The organism is Nonomuraea sp. NPDC003707 (assembly GCF_053587055.1).
Genome location: NZ_JBSFNK010000013.1, coordinates 125,095 through 142,622 on the forward strand (window position 1 = coordinate 125,095; position 17,528 = coordinate 142,622).

The 17,528-nt window shown below is 71.1% G+C and carries 14 protein-coding genes; 8 read left to right on the forward strand and 6 right to left on the reverse strand.

Annotation, left to right across the window (positions count from 1 at the left end):
* Nucleotides 1-111 precede the first annotated feature (111 nt).
* Nucleotides 112-3,354, reverse strand: a complete 3,243-nt coding sequence (locus ACWDRB_RS31515; protein ID WP_449899746.1) for a BTAD domain-containing putative transcriptional regulator — start codon at nucleotides 3,352-3,354, stop codon at nucleotides 112-114.
* A gap of 102 nt (nucleotides 3,355-3,456) precedes the next feature.
* On the opposite strand from ACWDRB_RS31515, the gene ACWDRB_RS31520 reads away from it, so the two are divergent.
* Both ACWDRB_RS31520 and ACWDRB_RS31525 read left to right on the forward strand, forming a co-directional pair.
* Complete coding sequence (locus ACWDRB_RS31520) at nucleotides 3,457-3,888, forward strand: hemerythrin domain-containing protein (protein WP_449899749.1); 432 nt, start codon at nucleotides 3,457-3,459, stop codon at nucleotides 3,886-3,888.
* 42 nt (nucleotides 3,889-3,930) lie between these two features.
* Entirely contained in the window at nucleotides 3,931-4,356 is a 426-nt protein-coding gene (locus ACWDRB_RS31525) for a DUF4267 domain-containing protein (RefSeq protein WP_449899751.1), read from the forward strand.
* 227 nt (nucleotides 4,357-4,583) lie between these two features.
* On the opposite strand, the gene ACWDRB_RS31530 is transcribed toward ACWDRB_RS31525, so the two are convergent.
* The 3 genes from ACWDRB_RS31530 to ACWDRB_RS31540 are packed head-to-tail and all read right to left on the reverse strand — an operon-like array spanning nucleotide 4,584 to nucleotide 7,313.
* Nucleotides 4,584-5,720: a mandelate racemase/muconate lactonizing enzyme family protein gene (locus tag ACWDRB_RS31530; protein ID WP_449899753.1), complete on the reverse strand. Its 1,137-nt coding sequence runs from the start codon at nucleotides 5,718-5,720 to the stop codon at nucleotides 4,584-4,586.
* The gene (locus ACWDRB_RS31535; protein ID WP_449899755.1) at nucleotides 5,717-6,652 is read right to left on the reverse strand and encodes a dihydrodipicolinate synthase family protein; all 936 of its coding nucleotides are present in this window, start codon (nucleotides 6,650-6,652) and stop codon (nucleotides 5,717-5,719) included. The genes ACWDRB_RS31530 and ACWDRB_RS31535 overlap by 4 nt, the downstream gene beginning before the upstream one ends.
* Nucleotides 6,639-7,313: a GntR family transcriptional regulator gene (locus ACWDRB_RS31540; protein ID WP_357748999.1), complete on the reverse strand. Its 675-nt coding sequence runs from the start codon at nucleotides 7,311-7,313 to the stop codon at nucleotides 6,639-6,641. The genes ACWDRB_RS31535 and ACWDRB_RS31540 overlap by 14 nt, the downstream gene beginning before the upstream one ends.
* Before the next feature lie 177 nt (nucleotides 7,314-7,490).
* On the opposite strand from ACWDRB_RS31540, the gene ACWDRB_RS31545 reads away from it, so the two are divergent.
* The 6 genes from ACWDRB_RS31545 (at nucleotide 7,491) to infA (ending at nucleotide 13,760) form a co-directional block, all read left to right on the forward strand.
* A complete protein-coding gene (locus ACWDRB_RS31545) occupies nucleotides 7,491-8,849 on the forward strand; it encodes an ABC transporter substrate-binding protein (RefSeq protein WP_449899758.1) in 1,359 nt (452 codons plus the stop codon).
* Complete coding sequence (locus tag ACWDRB_RS31550; protein ID WP_449899761.1) at nucleotides 8,846-9,760, forward strand: carbohydrate ABC transporter permease; 915 nt, start codon at nucleotides 8,846-8,848, stop codon at nucleotides 9,758-9,760. Before ACWDRB_RS31545 ends, ACWDRB_RS31550 begins: the two co-directional genes overlap by 4 nt.
* Nucleotides 9,757-10,662, forward strand: a complete 906-nt coding sequence (locus ACWDRB_RS31555; RefSeq protein WP_449899763.1) for a carbohydrate ABC transporter permease — start codon at nucleotides 9,757-9,759, stop codon at nucleotides 10,660-10,662. The genes ACWDRB_RS31550 and ACWDRB_RS31555 overlap by 4 nt, the downstream gene beginning before the upstream one ends.
* A gap of 146 nt (nucleotides 10,663-10,808) precedes the next feature.
* Entirely contained in the window at nucleotides 10,809-12,452 is a 1,644-nt protein-coding gene (locus ACWDRB_RS31560; protein WP_449899766.1) for a RecQ family ATP-dependent DNA helicase, read from the forward strand.
* A 241-nt stretch (nucleotides 12,453-12,693) separates the two neighbouring features.
* Entirely contained in the window at nucleotides 12,694-13,482 is a 789-nt protein-coding gene (locus ACWDRB_RS31565; protein WP_449899769.1) for a GNAT family N-acetyltransferase, read from the forward strand.
* Between the two features lie 53 nt (nucleotides 13,483-13,535).
* The gene (infA, locus tag ACWDRB_RS31570; RefSeq protein ID WP_350734166.1) at nucleotides 13,536-13,760 is read left to right on the forward strand and encodes a translation initiation factor IF-1; all 225 of its coding nucleotides are present in this window, start codon (nucleotides 13,536-13,538) and stop codon (nucleotides 13,758-13,760) included.
* Nucleotides 13,761-13,934: 174 nt separating this feature from the next.
* On the opposite strand, the gene ACWDRB_RS31575 is transcribed toward infA, so the two are convergent.
* Both ACWDRB_RS31575 and ACWDRB_RS31580 read right to left on the reverse strand, forming a co-directional pair.
* The gene (locus tag ACWDRB_RS31575) at nucleotides 13,935-15,515 is read right to left on the reverse strand and encodes an SMP-30/gluconolactonase/LRE family protein (RefSeq protein WP_449899773.1); all 1,581 of its coding nucleotides are present in this window, start codon (nucleotides 15,513-15,515) and stop codon (nucleotides 13,935-13,937) included.
* Complete coding sequence (locus tag ACWDRB_RS31580) at nucleotides 15,512-17,332, reverse strand: flavin-containing monooxygenase (protein WP_449899775.1); 1,821 nt, start codon at nucleotides 17,330-17,332, stop codon at nucleotides 15,512-15,514. The genes ACWDRB_RS31575 and ACWDRB_RS31580 overlap by 4 nt, the downstream gene beginning before the upstream one ends.
* Nucleotides 17,333-17,528 lie beyond the last annotated feature (196 nt).

Here is a 17,528-nt window from a genome sequence, read left to right on the forward strand (position 1 = left end):
GGGGTGAGCGTGGCGACCGGACGCTCCGGGCCGGTGATGGCGGTCAGCCGGGTGAGGGGCTCGGCGTAGCCGGCACGGGTGGTGACCGCGGCACGGGACGCCAGGAAACGCTCAACGGCGGCCGCGATCGTCGGTGGTCGTTCGCGACCGGGCCTCGGCGGCCCAGTGGGGTGCGTTCCACTGGTCGGCGATGGTGGCGGCCTGGGTGAAGTGGGCGGCGGCCTCGGTGCGGCCCAGGAAGAGGGCCAGCTCGCCGAGGGTGTGGGTGACCGGGCGCAGCGCCACCGCCAGGCTCGCGGCGCCCGCCGGAGGGCCGTTGCGGTGCGGAAGCAGCGTCGCGTAGATCTCCTCGGCGGCGTCGCGGTCGTTCAAGGCGACGATGGCCATCGCGCGCAACGTTGTGAGGAAGGTGAAGAAGAAGTCGGGGCGGATCGGGCTGGGTGACGCGCGGACCTCGCGGGCTTCGGCGTCCAGGCCGTTGGCGTGGAGGGCGAGCGCGAGCAGGTCGGAGGTCATGGGGTCGAGCGCGGTGTGGAGGGCGCGCACGTCGTCCAGGTGCGCACCGAGCGTGCCGTCGTTCAGCCAGATCGTGGCCAGGGCGAGTTGGAGAAAGCCCGTGGCGTGCACCGATCCGGCGCGTTGCATGCCCTCGTCGGCCTTGATGTAGAGGCGCTCGGCGTCGGCGAATCGGCCTTCGACGAGCGCCAGGGTCGCCAGCGTGATCTCGGCGACGGCGATCGCCTCGCGCATTCGGTAGGTGCGCGCGAGGTCCAGGGCCTCGGTGGTCGCCTGGCGCATGGTCACCGGGTCGTTGGCGGCGGCGGCGACGGTGGCAAGGTTGATCAGCCCGGTGACGCGGTAGACGGGCAGGTCGTGCTCGGTGCCGATCGCCACGAGTTCTCGGCAGAGCTCGGCGTCGCCGTGGACTCGGGCCAGGCTCTGGAGTGCCGCGGCCCGCAGCCGGGGTCCGGTGGCGAGGTCGAGTGCCTCCTGCGCTGCCTCCAGAACGGTCGGGTCGTCCTCGCCGACCAGTTCGTCCACGTACGCCATCAGCAACCGGGACCGCACCGAAGGGGTCAGGTCGCGCTTCAGCAGGCGGCTCAGGCGGTCGACGATGGACCGGTCGACCGTGCCGTACATACGGGCCTGCCAGGTGGTCGGCTCCGTCCACGCGGTGAATGCGGCGATCATCAGGTCGTCGCGGCCCAGGGACTCCGCGTACTCCACAGCTTCACGGCGGGTCTCGCGGGCGGCTCCGACGGCTCCCGCCCGGATCTGCGCGCGCAGCAGCCTGCCGAGCAATTCGACGCGTTCGTCCGGTCCGGTCGAGTTGGCGACGGCGTCGGTGAGGAGGGCGGCCGCCACGTCGTGGGCGTAGCGGGCCTCGGCAAGCTCGGCGGCCTGGACGCAGTAGCCGACGGCCTTTGGTGAGCCGGCGCGCGCGTAGTGGTGAGCCAGCGCCGCGATGTCGTGGGTGCCTTCAAGAGCGGCGGCGATCCGGGCGTGCATGCGGGCTGTGCGGAGGCGGCTGAGGTCGGCGATGAGCGTGTCCCTGACGAGGGCGTGGACGAAGCGGACGCGTCCGGGGGCGGGCTCGTTCAGCAGCCCGGCGATGACGCCCGCGTCCAGCGCGTCCATCACGCCGTCCTCGTCGGTGTCGGCGGCCTTGACGAGGACGTCCACCGAGCTTTCCCGGCCTGCGACCGCGGCCAGCCGGAGGATGGACACGCCTCCCTCGGGCAGGCGCGCGAGCCGGCGGCGGAGGACGTCCCGTACGCCTTCGGGGACCTCGGAGAGGGCGACCAGCGCGCCTTCGCCATTCAGCAGCCGGGCGCTTTCGCGCACATAGAACGGGTTGCCGCCGGTGCGCTCGGCGATCCCCGCGATGGTCTCCTCGTCGGCCTCGCATTCGGTCCGTACGAGCTCCGCGACAGCCTCGTCGTTCAGCCCCGGCAGCGCCAGGCGGAGGGGCGTGGCGCGCGCGAGGGAGGCCAGCGTTTCGGTGAGGTGCCCGCTCTCGTCCGCGCGGTACGCGGCGACGACCAGGATCGGGGCCCGCATGCCGAGGCCGCCGCCGAGCAGCTCCAGCGTGGCGGCGTCCGCCCAGTGCAGGTCGTCCAGCACGACGGCGACCGGGCGTTCCGCGGCGACTGCCGCGAGCCATTTCCACACGGCCTGGCGCAGGCGGAACCGTCCCGCGGTGGCGTCGGCGTTCACCGGCTCGGCGTCGGTGAGCAGCGGCGCGAGGTCGTCGGCGAACTCGCCCGGGGACGTGGCCGCGGCAACGGCTCTCAGCGCCTCGGTCCAGGCCCACGCGGGCGGCGCGCTGTCGACCTCGGGGCAGTGGCCGACGGCGACCAGCCATCCGTCACGTTCAAGCCGCCTGCCCAGGTGTTCCAGCAGCGTCGACTTGCCGAGCCCGGCCTCGCCGGTGACAAGGGCGATGCGGGCGCCGTCGGTGGCGGCCTCAGTGGCGGCCTCAGTGGCGGCCGTGACCAGCGCCGACAGTTCCGCCTCGCGTCCGACGAACGGCGCCTCGTTGATCGGAGCCGGCCGCGGCAGCGGCGCGGTCGGCGGTGGCGGGGGCACGGTCTCGCGCAGGACGTCCGTGCGCTGGGTGAGGATCGCCTCCTCCAACGCCGTCAGGTCCGGGCCAGGGTCGAGCCCGAGCTCCTCGGCGAAGATGCCGCGGGCGCGGCGGAGCGTCGCCAGCGCGTCGGCTTGGCGGCCACTGCTCCACAGTGCCAGGGCGTGCAGCCGCCAGCCCTCCTCGCGCAGCGGCTCATCGCGGGTGAGCCGCTCGGCCTCGGGGACCACCGCGGCAGCGTCGCCGATTCGCACACCCGCCGCGACGTGCAGCTCGGTGGCGAGCAGGCGCAGCTCGTTCAGCCGGGCCGTCTCGGCGGCGGCCCACGGCTCGTCGGCGACCTCGGCGAACGCCGGTCCCTGCCACAGCCCCAACGCTTCGGCGAGCCGGGACCGGGCGGCACGCGGGTCGGTGACCGTACGGGCCTGGTCGAGCAGGTCCTCGAACCGCCACGCGTCCACCGACTCCGGCGGCAGCCGCAGCGCATAGCCGGGCGACGCGCTCACCAGCAGCCGGGCCGACGTGCGCGGCGGGCGCCCGGGCTCCAGCAGCCGGCGCAGGTTGGACACATACGCCTGCAAGGACATCAGCGCCCGCGCGGGCGGCTCCTCGCGCCACAGATCCTCGATCATCCGATCGACCGGCACGACCTGCCCACGCGCCGCCACCAGCAACGCCAGCACGCCCCGCTGCCGCGGCCCGCCGAGGTGAACGGCCGCACCGTTCACCTCGGTCGCGAACGAGCCCAGCACCCGGATGAAAACCATGATTCGCACATCGTACGTGGACGCTTCCAAATCGGCTCCAAGCCCCCTCCAAATACCCGGGAGCAGCCTGAACACATCGCCACCGATGAAGGGCAGGAACAGATGAGCGTCAACACCCAGGACATGGAGATCGTCCACCGCGCCTTCCGTCGCGAGTCGCGGCTGCTGACGGAGCTCGTCGCGGCGGTCGCCCCGGGTGACACCGCTCGCGCCAAGGTGATCGCCGACCATTTCCGCGACTACCGGCTGGGACTGAAGAACCATCACGAGGGCGAGGACGAGCTGCTGTGGCCGCCGCTGCTGTCCCGGGTCGATCTGGAGGCCGACATCGTCCTGCGCATGGAGGCACAGCACGAGCGCGTCGCGGCCACGCTGACCAGGCTGGACGCCGCGGTCCCGGCGTGGGAGGCCGCCGCCGGGGCGGACGAGCGCGCCACGCTCCTGTCCGCCCTTCCCGCTCCGGTACGCGGCATCTGGCACATCATCGGCCGCCCCCGCTACGCCCGCCACATCAGCCGCGTCCGCGCCGCCTGACCAGACCCCACAGAACTCCCAAGCCCTCGCAGGAGAAGAACAATGTCACTGAAGAAGATCAACACCGTCCTGACCGCCGCCTTCATCCTCTTCATCCTCTGGTTCGGGACGGATTTCATCCTGAGCCCGGAGACGACGGCGCCGGGGTTCGGCCTGCCGAGCTGGCCGTCCGGCGACGGCGGCGGCTTCCTGATCATCAAGGGAATCCGCGACGTCGTCCTGGCCCTGGTCCTTGGCATCCTGCTGGTGACGGGCCACCGCCGGGCGCTGGGCTGGGTGCTGCTGGTGGAGGCCCTCGCCGCGTACGGCGACATGACCACCGTGCTGGCCCACCACGGCTCCGTGGCCACCGCGCTCGGCGTCCACGCCCTGACCGCGACGCTGATGATGGTCAACGGCCTGCTGATGATGCGCGAGACCCGCAAGGTCGCGGCCGCTCCGGCGACGCCCGCCCCGCAGCCCGCCTGACGCCGCGCAGCGACGGTCCCAGGGCGGTCGCCTACGGCATCCACGGCGCCACCGCCGCGGTGATGCCGGCGATCAGCGCGCTCCTGGCGGATGACGACGGCTTCGAACAGGCGGCCACCGCGTGGAATCTGACCGTCAGGCAACCGGTGGCGTGAAGTGGGGCAGGTGCCGGCGGCGACATGATCACCGACCCGGAGACGCCCCGCACCTGCCAGGGCCCCGCCGTGTCAGCAGAACGCGAGGGACCCGTCCGGCCGGACGGGAACCCGGCGTTCCCAGTGCACGTAGTCGTCCTCCGCCAGGGCGTCCTCGTCGATGGTGATCCCCCAGCCGGGCCGGTCGGGCCGCAGGTCCAGGTGCCCGTCGACCGGCACGTACGGGTCCGGGCACCACCTCGTCGTCTCCGGCTTGTACTCCAGGATCGAGAAGTTGCTGCAGGCCGCGGCGAAGTGCACGTTGTGCGCGGTGGCGAGTGGCCCCATCGGGTTGTGGGGCGCCACCATGGTGTTGAAGGTCTCGGCGAGGATCGCGATGCGCCGCATCTGGGACATGCCGCCCACCACGCAGATGTCCGGCTGGACGAGGTCGGCGCCCCCGTGGGTGAGCAGGTTCAGGAACTCGTGGGGAGAGTACAGGCTCTCGCCGGTGGCCAGGGGCACCTCCAACTGCCGGCGCAGGTGGCCCCAGGAGGCGAAGTGCTCCGGGCGGAGCGGCTCCTCCAGGAAGAGCGGGTCCACCGGCGCCAGGGCGTTGCCGAGCTGAACCGCCTGGTAGGGCTCGAAGATCTTGGCGTGCGCGTCGAAGGCGAAGTCGAACTCCTCCGGGCAGCACCGCCTGACCTCCTGAGCCCATTCCGCCGTCTCGGCGACGACGAGGCCCCAGCGTCTGGCGTGCAGGTCCGTTCGGAACGGGCTCAGCTTGAAGGCGGTGAATCCGTGTTGCCGGTGCAGTTCGGTGGTCTGGCGGCGGCACTCGTCGGGGTCGGGCGCGGAGTAGAGCCCGCAGTAGACGCGCACCCGATCCCGTACGGCGCCACCGAGCACCTGGTAGACGGGCACGCCGAGCGCCTTGGCGGTGATGTCCCACAGCGCGTGGTCGATGGCGGCGATCGCCGCCAGCCCGAGCGCCCCCTGCGGGAACCTGGCGGTGCGGAGGAGGAGCTGGGACACGTATTCCACGCGCCGCGGGTCCTTACCCCTGATCTGCCCGCCGAGGTAGTCGAGCAGAGGGCCGAGCGCCAGGTCGGGGCCGTGGTTGTAGGCCTCGCCCCAGCCGCTGACGCCCTCGTCGGTGTCGACGCGCACCAGCACCCGGGGACGATCGCCGACGCGCTGCACGAACGAGCGGAGGCCGCTGATCCTCATGACGCCGCCACGGGCAGGGGCCCGAGGTCGTCGGCCTTCGCCCACTCGGTGAGGATCCGCGCGACCTCCTGCCGTTCGGGTTCGCCGAGGACGGTGCTCGGCGCCCGGACCGCGCGGTCGCACAGGCCGAGCTGGTGCATCGCCTCCTTGACGACGCTGACGTTGTTGGCTCCGCCGTCGACCGCGCGCAGGTGCTCGAACCGCGCGATGTCGTGGAGCATCCGCTCCGCCGCCGGATAGCGCTCCTCGCGCAGGGCGTCCCTGAGCCGGAGCGAGAAGGCGGGGTTGACGTTCACCAGCCCGGAGGTGAAGCCCTCGGCCCCGTGGACGGCGTAGGACAGCGCGTACGGTTCGGCCAGCCCGGCGATCCAGACGAACCGGTCGGGTCCTGTCTCCGCGCGGAGCTGCGCGAAACGGTTCACGTCCGCGACGGCGTACTTCAGGGCGATCACGTTGGGGCACAGGTCGCCCAGCCGCGTCAGCAGCCGGCCGTCCACCCAGGCGTTGCGCAGGTAGAGGACCAGGGCCAGGTCGGGCACCGCTTCGGCGATCTCCCTGTGGTAGTCGAGCCAGCCCTGGGCCGACACGTGCGGGTGCACCGGCTGGTGCACCATGACCATCCGGATGCCATGCGCCGCCGCGTGGCGGGCCTCCTCGACGGCGGTGGCGACGTCGAGGCCGATCCCGGCCATGAGGTGCGCCTCTCCCTGAACGGCCTCCGCGGCGGCCGTGATCAGCTGGAGCCGCTCCTCGGCGCTCAGGGCGTAGAACTCGCCGGTGTTGCCGTTCGGGGTGAGCACGTTGACGCCCGCGTCGACCAGGCGGCGCAGCAGGGAACGGTACAGCGCGAGGTCGGGGACGCCGCCGGCGTAGGGCGTGACCGGGATGGCGACGACGTCGCGCAGGGCCCGGGAGAGCTCACCGAACCTCACGGCCGGCCTCCTTGATCTGCTGGAGCGCCCGCTCCTGGAACACGCTGATGTGCTGCAACACGAGCCGGGCCGCCTCGTCGGCCTGCCCGTTCAGTGCCGCCTCGAGAATCTGCCGGTGCTCCTGCGCCTCGTCCTCCCAGGAGGGACGCTGGGACCAGACGTTGACGGAGATGAGGGCCGTCTGGTCGCGCAGCTGGTCGAGCACGCCGACCAGCACCTCGTTGTCGCAGTCGGCGTAGAGGGCGCGGTGGAAGTCGCGATTGGCGAGGCTGCGGGTCACTTCGTCCGTGGCCTCGTCCGACTTGCGCAGGGCCTCGCGGGCGAGCCGGCCGCCGTCGCGCAGCCCGGCCTCGACGCTTCGCCGCACCGCGGCCGGCTCGATCAGGCACCGGGCGTCGAACACGCTCCGGGTGAGGCGCTCGTCGACCTTGCGGACCGTCACCCCGGTGTATTCGCTGATGGTGACCAGGCCGGCCCCGCTGAGCGTCTTCAGCGCCTCGCGCACCGGAGTCTTGGAGACACCGAAACGGCTGGCGAGCTCCACCTCCACGAGGGCACGCCCGGCCGGCAGCTCGCCGCTCAGAATGCCGCGACGCAGCGCTTCGAGGACGAGGGCCGTCCTCGAAGACGCTTTGATCGCGCCCAACGCTGTCTCACTCACCCGCGCTCCTTCACTTGTCATCGACCACCGCAACCGGCGCTCCGTCTGGCCGCCGGGGGGATCGGAGGGCATATGGCCCATTGTATAGAACCGACCATACCCTAAATCTCATATCTCATGTACCGTATGGCAACCGCACAGCGGAGCGCAGTTCTTGGTGAACGAGAGGAAAGACCCATGACCCGTCAGCACCACCCGGCCGAGGTCCTCGGCCGGCCCGCCCTGTCCCGGCGCAGCTTCATCCGGACGGCGGCACAGGCCGGCGTCGCCATGGGTCTGGCGTCCGCGGTGAGCGCCTGCGGCGGTTCAGGCGGCGGCAGCGGCGGCAGCGTCACGCTGCAGTTGTGGGACACCGACACCCGCCCGGAGCGCACGGCCAACCTCAAGAAGCTGATCTCGATGTTCGAGGCCAAGAACCCCGGCATCCGCATCAACTACCTGGGCCTGCCCACCGACCAGTACATGCAGAAGATCAACACTGCGATCGCCACGCGCTCCACACCCGACCTGCTCACCCCGAAGGCGTCCGACCTCGCGGCCCTGGTGGCCCAGAACGCGCTTGCCCCCCTGGACGAACGCCTGAAGAAGGCCGGCCTCGAACAGCACATCTCCGAGCAGATGCTCAAGTCCTCCCGGGCCGCCGCCCCCGACGGCAAGCTCTACCTGACGCCCACCACCAGCCTCGCCGACGTGATCTACTATCGCGCCGACTGGTTCCAGGAGGCCGGGCTGAAGCCGCCGGCCACCTGGGCGGACTTCGACGCGGCCGCGAGCCGCCTCACCGACGCCTCCTCCGGCCGCTTCGGCTACACGCTGCGCGGCGGCAACGGCTTCTTCAGCCAGTTCGTGCAGATGGTCTATCCACGCGCGGGCGTGAGCACGTTCTTCCGCGAGGACGGGTCCTCCACGCTGGACGACCCCGCGGTCATCGCCGCCTGCGAGAAGTACGTGGCCCTGTTCGGCAAGCAGACCGCGCGCAGCGATCTGACCGCAGACTTCAAGACCATGGTGGCCCAGTTCGGCAACGGCGGCGCGGCCATGTTGAGCCACAGCATCGGCTCCTACCCCAACCACGTCGCCGCCCTGGGAGCCGAGAAGGTCGGCGCCGTCGCGCCCTTCCCCGGGCCGGACGGCCAGGTGCTGACCGGCTGGATGACGACCGGGTTCGCGATGTTCCAGGAGAGCGAGCACCAGGAGGAGGCCTGGAAGTTCCTCGCCTACACGATGGAGCCCGAGGGCAACAGCTTCTGGGCCCAGAAGTCCGGATACCTCCCGGGCAACAAGACGGTCGCGAAAGAGAAGTGGGTGACCGAGAACGCCGCCATGAAGGCCGCGCTGGACGCTGCCGCGAAGCCCGGCGTCGTGACCCTGGAACAGCCCTACTACCTGCCGGAATTCACCTCCATCACCGTCACCGACCTGCTTCCGGAGTGGCAGAAGGTGCTGCAGGGCAGCCTGACGCCCCGTGACTTCCTCACCGCCGCGGCCACGGCCCTGACCACGGCCAAGCGCAAGTACGACAAGGAGCACGGATGAGCTCCACGACCGCCGAACCGGTGCACCGCCCGGCCGGGTCCCGGGCCGGGCACGCGTACCTGCTGATCGCGCCAGCCGTCGTGCTGGTGCTGGTCTTCCTGCTCTATCCCGTGCTCAGCGTCTTCTGGGAGAGCCTGCGCCACCACAACCTCACCCGGCCCCTCGACGACGGGTTCGCCGGCCTGGACAACTACCGGGCGCTGCTGGCCGACGAGCGGTTCTGGCGGAGCCTGCGCTTCACCGCCCAGTGGGTGTTCGTGGAGGTGGGGCTGCAGTTCGTGCTCGGCCTGGCGCTGGCGCTGGTGCTGAACCGCACCTTCGTGGGCCGCGGGCTGGCCCGCGCCCTGGCCTTCAGCCCATGGGCGGTGTCGGGCATCCTCACGACGACGATCTGGATCCTGCTCTACAACCCGACCACCGGGATCGGGCACTACCTGGCGTCCATGGGCATCGGCGAGTACGGGACCTCCCTGCTGTCGGATCCCGGCACGACCTTCTGGGCCCTGGTCATCGCCGAGCTGTGGAAGGGCATCCCGTTCTTCGCCATCCTCATCCTCGCCGACCTGCAGTCGGTGCCGCTGGAGCTGTACGAGGCTGCGAACGTCGACGGCGCCGGGCCGCTGCGCCGGTTCTCGGCGGTGACCTGGCCGCACATCCGCAGGGCCGTGGTCATCGCCACGCTGCTGCGGGCGGTGTGGGAGTTCAACAACGTCGACCTGCTGTACACGATGACCGCCGGCGGCCCGGCGGGTTCGACGACCACGCTGCCGCTCTACGTGGCCCAGACCGCCATCCACGACCAGGACTTCGGCTACGGCTCCGCGCTCACCGTCACGGCGTTCCTGCTGCTGACGTTCGCGTCCCTGGTCTACCTGCGCATCAGCTCCGGCGATTCCAAGGAGGGCAAGTGAGCCTCGCCACCCGCGACGACGTCGGGCGGGCCCCGGCGACACCACCGACCCGGGGGCACGCGACCGGCGCGCACGCGGCCCGCGAGCGGCGGCGCTCGGTCGGCGGCCGCCTGATGCTGTGGTTGCCGCTGACGTTGTTCCTGCTCTTCACGCTCGTCCCGTTGTACTGGATGGTGCTGTTCGCCTTCCGGCCGCCGGGTTCCACGGCCCTCGTGCCGTGGCCCATCACCCTGGAGAACTTCCGCAGGGTCTGGGAGGGCTCGGGCTTCGGCGTCTACTTCCGCAACAGCATCGTCGTCGCGGTCGCCAGCCTCCTCGTGTCGACGGTGATCGGCATGCTCGGCGGGTACGCGCTCGCCCGCCTCACCTTCCGCGGCAAGAACGTCTTCCTGGTCATCATGCTGTGCACGCAGTTCATCCCGGGCGCCATGATGCTCATCCCGCTCTTCCAGATCTTCAACGGGCTCTATCTGACGAACAGCCTGTGGAGCCTGATCATCGCCGACACCGTCTTCCACCTGCCGCTCTCCCTCGTCCTCATGGCGGGCTTCATCAGAAATGTGCCGGTCTCCCTGGAGGAGGCGGCCCAGGTGGACGGGTGCGGCCGGATCCAGGCGTTCTGCGCGGTCGTCCTGCCGCTGCTGAAGCCCGGGATCGTCGCCGTCGGGTCCTTCGCCTTCATCAGCGCGTGGAACAACTTCCTGTTCGCCATCATGTTCATCAGCTCGCAGGACCGGTTCACCGTGCCCGTCGGGCTGAGCTACCTGCTGGGGGAGTTCGGCACCGACTTCGGCGCTCTCGCCGCCGGGGGCCTGATCGCCGTCGCGCCCGTCGTCGTGCTCTTCGCGTACGTCCAGCGCTTCCTCATCCAGGGGTTGAGCGCCGGCGCGGTCAAGGGCTGACGCCGGTGTGCGGTTCGATGTGGGGAGTGCCCGGCCTGGCGGGCGAGTTGCCGTAAGCTGCGGCCCGATCGGTCGCAGGCATGCGGCCCGCCAGCGCGGGTAATGACCGCCACCGAGCGGAGGGCAGGGGTGGCATGGGCTTGTGGATGAGGTTGAAGGGCCGGTTCGGGCGGCGGGGGCGCAAGCTGCGGGCCACGGCCTTGCGGCGCTTCGGCTGGAGAGAGCTGCGCCCGGGCCAGCAGGAGGCGATGGAGCACTTACTCAAGGGCCGCGACGTGCTGCTCGTCATGCCGACCGGCGGCGGCAAGTCAGCGGTCTACCAGGTGCCCACGCTGCTGCTCGACGGCCCCGCGATCGTCGTCTCACCGCTGATCGCGCTCCAGCGCGACCAGGTGACCCACCTGCTCAAGGCGGACGCGGGCGGCGCCGTGGCGGTGAACTCGACCTCCTCCGTAGCGGCCGGGCTGGAGAAGGTGACGGCCGGGGACGCGGCGTTCGTGTTCCTGTCCCCGGAACAGCTCGCCAAGGCCGACGTCGTCGAACGCCTCGCGCAGGCCGGGCCCGCGCTGATCGTCATCGACGAGGCCCATTGCGTCTCGTCCTGGGGCCACGACTTCCGGCCCGACTACCTGCGGCTCGGGAAGGTCATCGAGCGCCTGGGCCATCCGCCGGTGGTGGCGATGACCGCCACCGCCGCCCCGAACGTCCGCGAGGAGATCATCCGCTCGCTGGGGCTGACCGACCCAGCGGAGATCATCAGGGGGTTCGACCGCCCGAACATCTCGCTGGAGGTCCGCCGCTTCGTCTCCGCCCAGGACAAGAAGCGGGCGCTGGTCGAGCACGCCGCCTCCCAGAGCGGTCTCGGCCTGGTGTACGTCGCCACCCGCAAGGAGACCGAGCAGTACGCGGCCGCCCTGACCCGCAAGGGACGCCGGGCCGAGCCGTACCACGGCGGCATGCGGGCCACCGAACGCACCCGCGTGCACGAGCTGTTCACCAGGGGCGAGGTGGACACCGTCGTGGCGACGTCGGCGTTCGGCATGGGCATCGACCGGCCCGACGTGCGCTACGTGCTGCACGCCGAGCCGCCGGAGTCGCCCGACGCGTACTACCAGGAGATCGGCAGGGCGGGACGGGACGGCGCCCCGGCCTCGGCGGTGCTGTTCTACCGGCAGGAGGATCTGGGCCTGCGCCGGTTCTTCACCGGCGGGCGAGCCGACGCCGAGGCGCTGCTGCGCGTGGCGACGCTGGTTCGCGAACACGCCGGCACGGTGCCCGCGGGCGAACTGGCCGCGCTGCTCAAGGTGAGCACGTCCAACCTCGCCAGGCTCGTCAACCTGCTGGAACGCGCGGGCGCGCTCACCGTGACCCACACCGGCGACCTGCGGTACGCCTCCCGCACGCTGACGCCGGAGCGGGCCGCCGCGCGAGCGTCCGAGCTGGACGAGGCGCGACGACGCGTGGACGACTCGCGGATCGACATGATGCGCGGCTACGCGGAGACCAGGAGCTGCCGCCGCCGGTTTCTGCTCCACTACTTCGGCGAGCCGTACGCCGGAACCTGCGGCACCTGCGGCACCTGCGACACCTGCGAGAACGGCCCGGCACCCGGACCGGCGCCCGCCTCGGACGGTGGGGAGCTACCTGTGCAGGCGAGGGTGACGCACAAGATGTGGGGGGCGGGGACGGTCATGAGCCGCGAACACGACCGGATCACCGTGCTGTTCGACTCGGTCGGCTACAAGACGCTGTCGCTGGCCGTGGTGGATGACGTCCTCCACCGCGGGTAGGTCCCGTACCGTCCCGTGGATCCGCTCGGCCATGGCCCGGGCGGCCCGGGCGGCCCGGGAAAATGGTTGGACGGGACGATCCGCGCGTTGATAGCCTCCTGCGAACCGTGACACCGCACGAGGAGGTGAGACCCATGAACGCTGTATCGATGTGGGTGCTCCCCTCGTCGTCACGGTCGGGCGACTGACATAGATGTCGCCGGGAGCGCCTCGACAAGGCGATCCCGAAAGGCGACAACCTATGAATTCTGATTGTTTCCCGTCACGCACCGGCGAGCATGCCGTAGCGATCAGCCGGGTTGCGGAGCGGCAATGGCACGCCGTCGAGGGCGACCGGGTGGTCGGCCGCGGCGACGTGTCACGCAGGCCCGACGGACGGATGTTCCTCAGCATCGACGCGTGGGACGGCGAGGTCTTCGACCGGCTCGCCGACGCCATGCTGGCGGACCTGCCGAGGCCGCTGCACACGGTGGTCGACGAGGCCGACCTTGACCTGACGTCGCAGTGGGAGCGCGCCGGGTTCGCGATCCGACGCCGCGAGTGGGAGTACCTCGTGCCCACCGACCCGCGGATCACGGGTCTCGACTCGGTGCCACCACCGGAGGGCATGACGATCGTGGCCGCGGGCAAGGTGGAAGAGGCCCCTCTGCGTACGTTGGACCGCGCGATCCGCGACGAGGTCGAGGCCACCGTCGGCTGGCAGGAGATGCCCGCCGAGGTGGTGCCCGGCCCGATCGTGCTGGATCCGTCGAAGTACGCGGTGGCCGCAGGGCCCGATCAGTACGTGGGCCTGGTCCGGCTGGCAGCGGTGACCAGGCGGCCACGGATCGGGCTGATCGCGGTCCGGTCCGGCCGGCGGCGCCGCGGCATCGCCCGGGCGCTGCTCGCCCACGTCCTGGGTGCCCTGCACCACAGCGGCACCGAAGCGGCCTCGGCCGAGGTGAACGAGTCCAACCAGGCGGCCATGGCGCTGTTCGAGGGCGTCGGCGCCCGGCGTACGGGCAGCAATCTGGAATTGGTGCTCCACTGAGACCGCACTGCGGCTCGCGTCAACGGCATTCGTAGTGAAGAGGTGGGAGAACGATGGCAAGATCACCAGACGGTATCGAAATAGAGGGCACGGTCATCGAGTGCATGCGTAACGCCACCTTCAGGGTGGAGCTCGAGAACGGGCACAAAGTACTGGCGCACATCAGCGGGAAGATACGGAAGAACTACATCAAGATCTTGCCATACGACCGGGTGCTCGTGGAGCTCAGCCCGTACGACCTGACCCGCGGCCGGATCCTGTACCGCTACAGGACGTAGTCACCGCCCGGGGCAGCGGATATCGGCGGGCGGCCGCGCTCACGCGCGTCGGCCGCCCGCCGTCATGCCCCGCCATCGCTCCACGGCCAGGGCCGCGATCTCCTCGGGCCGGCTGGATCGCTCCGACTACCCCGTCCCCGAGACCATCGGATTCCACGTTCAGGCATCGCGGGCTCAGCGGTCACTCCGGCCAGGTGCGGCTTCTTCGGGGTGGAGGAGCAGGACGCTGCCGTCGCCGTTCGCAGCGATGATCAGGGAGCCGTCCGCCGTGGCCGCGATCCCGGCGAACGGCCGCGGCATTCCGGGCAGGCCGGGCGGGATGAACAGGCCCGGTTCCGGGCCGGTCAGGCCGGCCGCGGACGCGACCGGAAGCGAGCCGGCTTCGACCTCCACGTCGCCGGTGGCGAGGTCGATGGCGAGCAGGCGGCGGTGGGCGGTCTCGACGACGTACATGGTGCCGTCGTGGACGGTGATGCCCTGCGGGGTGCCGAGCCCGTCGGCCAGCAGCACGGGTACGCCGTGCTCGACGCGGTACACCGCGGCGAGCTGCTCGTCGCTGACGTAGCAGTGCCGGCCGGCGTCGACGGCTACGTCGACCGGGCGGCCGAGGCCCTCGGCCAGCACGCTGACCTGGTCGTCGTGGTCGATGGCGACGATGCGGCCGGCGCCGGATTCGGCGACCAGCAGCGTGCCGTCGGCGCGCACGGCGATGCCCAGCGGCCGGTTCAGGCCGTCGGCCCGGGTGCGTACCGTGCCGGAGCTGCGGTCGTAGGTGCGTACGTGCCCGTACTGGGAGGTGGTGTGGAGCAGGTCGCCGTCGGCGGCGATGCCGTGCACGAAGGTCAGCTGCTCGGTGGTGGTGACGTCTTCGTCCGGCCGGTCGGCGGGCTGGGTGAGGCGGTAGTGGTCGGCCACGTGGACGCCGCCGCCGAGATCGATGGTCACCCCGAAAGGGCCGCCGAGGCCGCAGGGCACGATCTGGCGGGTACGTCCGTCGGCCGCGAGCTCGGCGACGCCGCCATGCGCGTAGCTGGAGACGAACATCCGGTTGTCGGCGTCGAAGGCGGCGTTGTCCAGGGCGTTGAGCTCGCTGACGATTTCCGACCGGTCGCCGGTGGCGGCCAGGTCGACGCGCGTGACGATCCCGCTCGCCCCGCGGGCGAGGACCAGCAGGGCGCCGGCGCGGTCGAAGCGCACGGCGACCGGATCGGGGACGTCCGCGGCCACCAGCTCCGGCTCGCCGCCGTCGAGCGGGATGCGGAACACCTCGCCGGTGAGCATGTGCGGGTAGTAGAGCTGCCCGTCCGGGCCGAGCTGCATCGCGTTGCCCATGGCAAGACCCGCCGTGAGCACCGTGGGTTCGCCGCCGGCCGGGGACAGCTCCAGCAGGCGTCCACCCGGGATCATCTCGTTGGCGAACACCCTGGTTCCGACGCAGGCGATGCCGTTGGGCGCGGTGATCTCGCCGGTGACGAGCGTGAAGTCCCCGGTTGGGCCCCGTCGCCACACCCGGCCCGGGACCAGGTCGGTCACGTACATCGCGCCGTCACTGTCGAAGGCGAGGTCGTCGGGGGAGTGCAGCGGCCCGTCCGGTGGCACGACCACCTCGACGTCGCCGGTGGCCAGGTCGACGGCGCTGATCTGACCGGCGAGGAACTGGGCCACGTACAGGCGCCCGTCGGGTCCGAAGGCCATGCCGTTCGACCCCCACAGCGGACTCGCCCGGACCAGCAGCTCGGTCTTGCGGCGGTTCATCGGTTGCCCGCCAGGATCTCGTCCATGCCGCCCTCGGTACGCCACCGGCGCAGCAGGTCGTGGAAGGCGACCGGACCGGGCCCGTACGTCTGGCTGACCCGGCGGGGCTTGCCCTCGTTGTTGTAGTAGCCGGGCGTGCACTCGGCCTGGAACCGGCTGTGGTCCGGCGCCAGCTCCCGGATGGTGGCGACCCACGCGTCCTCGGCGTCCTTGGTCGGCTCGACCACACCGAGGCCACGCCGGCGGGCCTCGGCGACCACGGCGCCGATGTGGGTGGCCTGCTCCTGCAGGATGTGCACGAAGTTGACCGCGGAGGCGTTCTGCAGCGGGCCCAGGTGGAACAGGTTCGGGAAGCCGTGGCCGTAGAAGCCGTGCAGCGTGCGGGGGCCCTGCCGCCAGGTGCCGAGCAGGGGCGCGCCGTCCCGGCCGTACACCGGCAGGGCGCCGGAGAGGATGCCGGAGACGCCGACCTCGAAGCCGGTGGCGAAGATGACGCAGTCGACCTCGTACTCGTGCTCGCCGACCACGACCGCCGACTCCGTCATCGCGGTGATGCCGCCGTGGTCGGCGGTGTCGACCAGGGTGACGTCGGGCCGGTTGAACGTCTGCAGGTAGTGGTCGCTGAAGGTGGGCCGCTTGCACATGTAGCGGTACCAGGGCTTGAGCAGCTCCGCGGTGGCCGGGTCGTCGACGATCTCGTCGACGCGGGCGCGGATCTGGTTCATCTTCTGGAAGTCGGCGATCTCGTCGAGGTACTCGCGCTGCTCGGGTGACAGGTCGGTGTCGACGGTGCCGGCCATCAGGTGGCGTTGCAGCCGTGCGGTGCTGGTCCAGCCGTCGTTGATCAGGTCCTGTCCGGCGGGCACGCCGGTGACGACGGTGAGGAAGTTCGCCATCCGTTCCCGCTGCCAGCCGGGCTTGAGCGAGGCGGCCCAGGCCGGGTCGGTGGGGCGGTTGTCGCGCACGTCGACCGACGAGGGGGTGCGCTGGAAGACGTACAGGTGCTGCGAGTCGCGCCCCAGGTGCGGGATGACCTGGATCCCGGTGGCGCCGGTGCCCACGACCGCGACCCGCTTGTCGGCGAGCTGGTGCAGGCCGCCGCTCTGGTCGCCGCCGGTGTAGCCGTAGTCCCAGCGGCTGGTGTGGAAGGTGTGCCCGCGGAACGTCTCGATGCCGGGGATGCCGGGCAACTTCGGCTGGGTCAGGGTGCCGGAGGACATGACGACGTAGCGGGCACGGAAGTCGTCGCCGCGGTCGGTGCGCACCTGCCACTCGGCCGCGGCGACGTCCCAGCGCAACTCCGTGACGCGGGTGTGGAACAGCGTGTCGCGGTACAGGTCGTAGAGTTCGGCGATCGCGACGGCGTGCCGGCGGATCTCCTCGCCCGGCGCGTACCGCATGGTGGGCAGGTAGCCGACCTCTTCGAGCAGCGGCAGGTAGACCGATGATTCGATGTCGCAGTGGATGCCCGGGTAGCGGTTCCAGTACCAGGTGCCGCCGAAGTCGCCGGCCTCGTCGAGCATCCGGATGCCGTCCACGCCGGCCTCGCGGAGCCTGGCGCCGGTGAGCAGCCCGCCGAAGCCGCCACCCACCACCAGCGCCTCGACTCGGTCGCGGACCGGTTCCCGCTCGGCGCGTTCGGTGTACGGGTCGGCGGCGTAGTAGCCGAACTCGCCACGGGCGCCCTGGTACTGGGCGTTGCCGTCGGGCCGCAATCGGCGGTCGCGTTCGTGGCGGTACCTGGCGCGTAGCACGTCCGGGTCGAAGCCCAGGTCCGCGACTGTGAGGCGGGCAGGCGGCGTCGGAGAGTGTTCCATGGATGCCCTTCCGATTCGGGTGATCAGGTGGGGAGCGGGTGAAGCTCAGTTCGGCGGCGTGCTCAAAGGCGTTCTCGTTGCGATTGGCGGCAGGCAGGCTGCGCTCTTGGCCGTACGAATGAGCGAGCGGCCGGTGGCGAGTCGGTCCCGCTTGGCGCGGTCGCCCAGCAGCATGCCGATCATTTTGGCGTGGGCG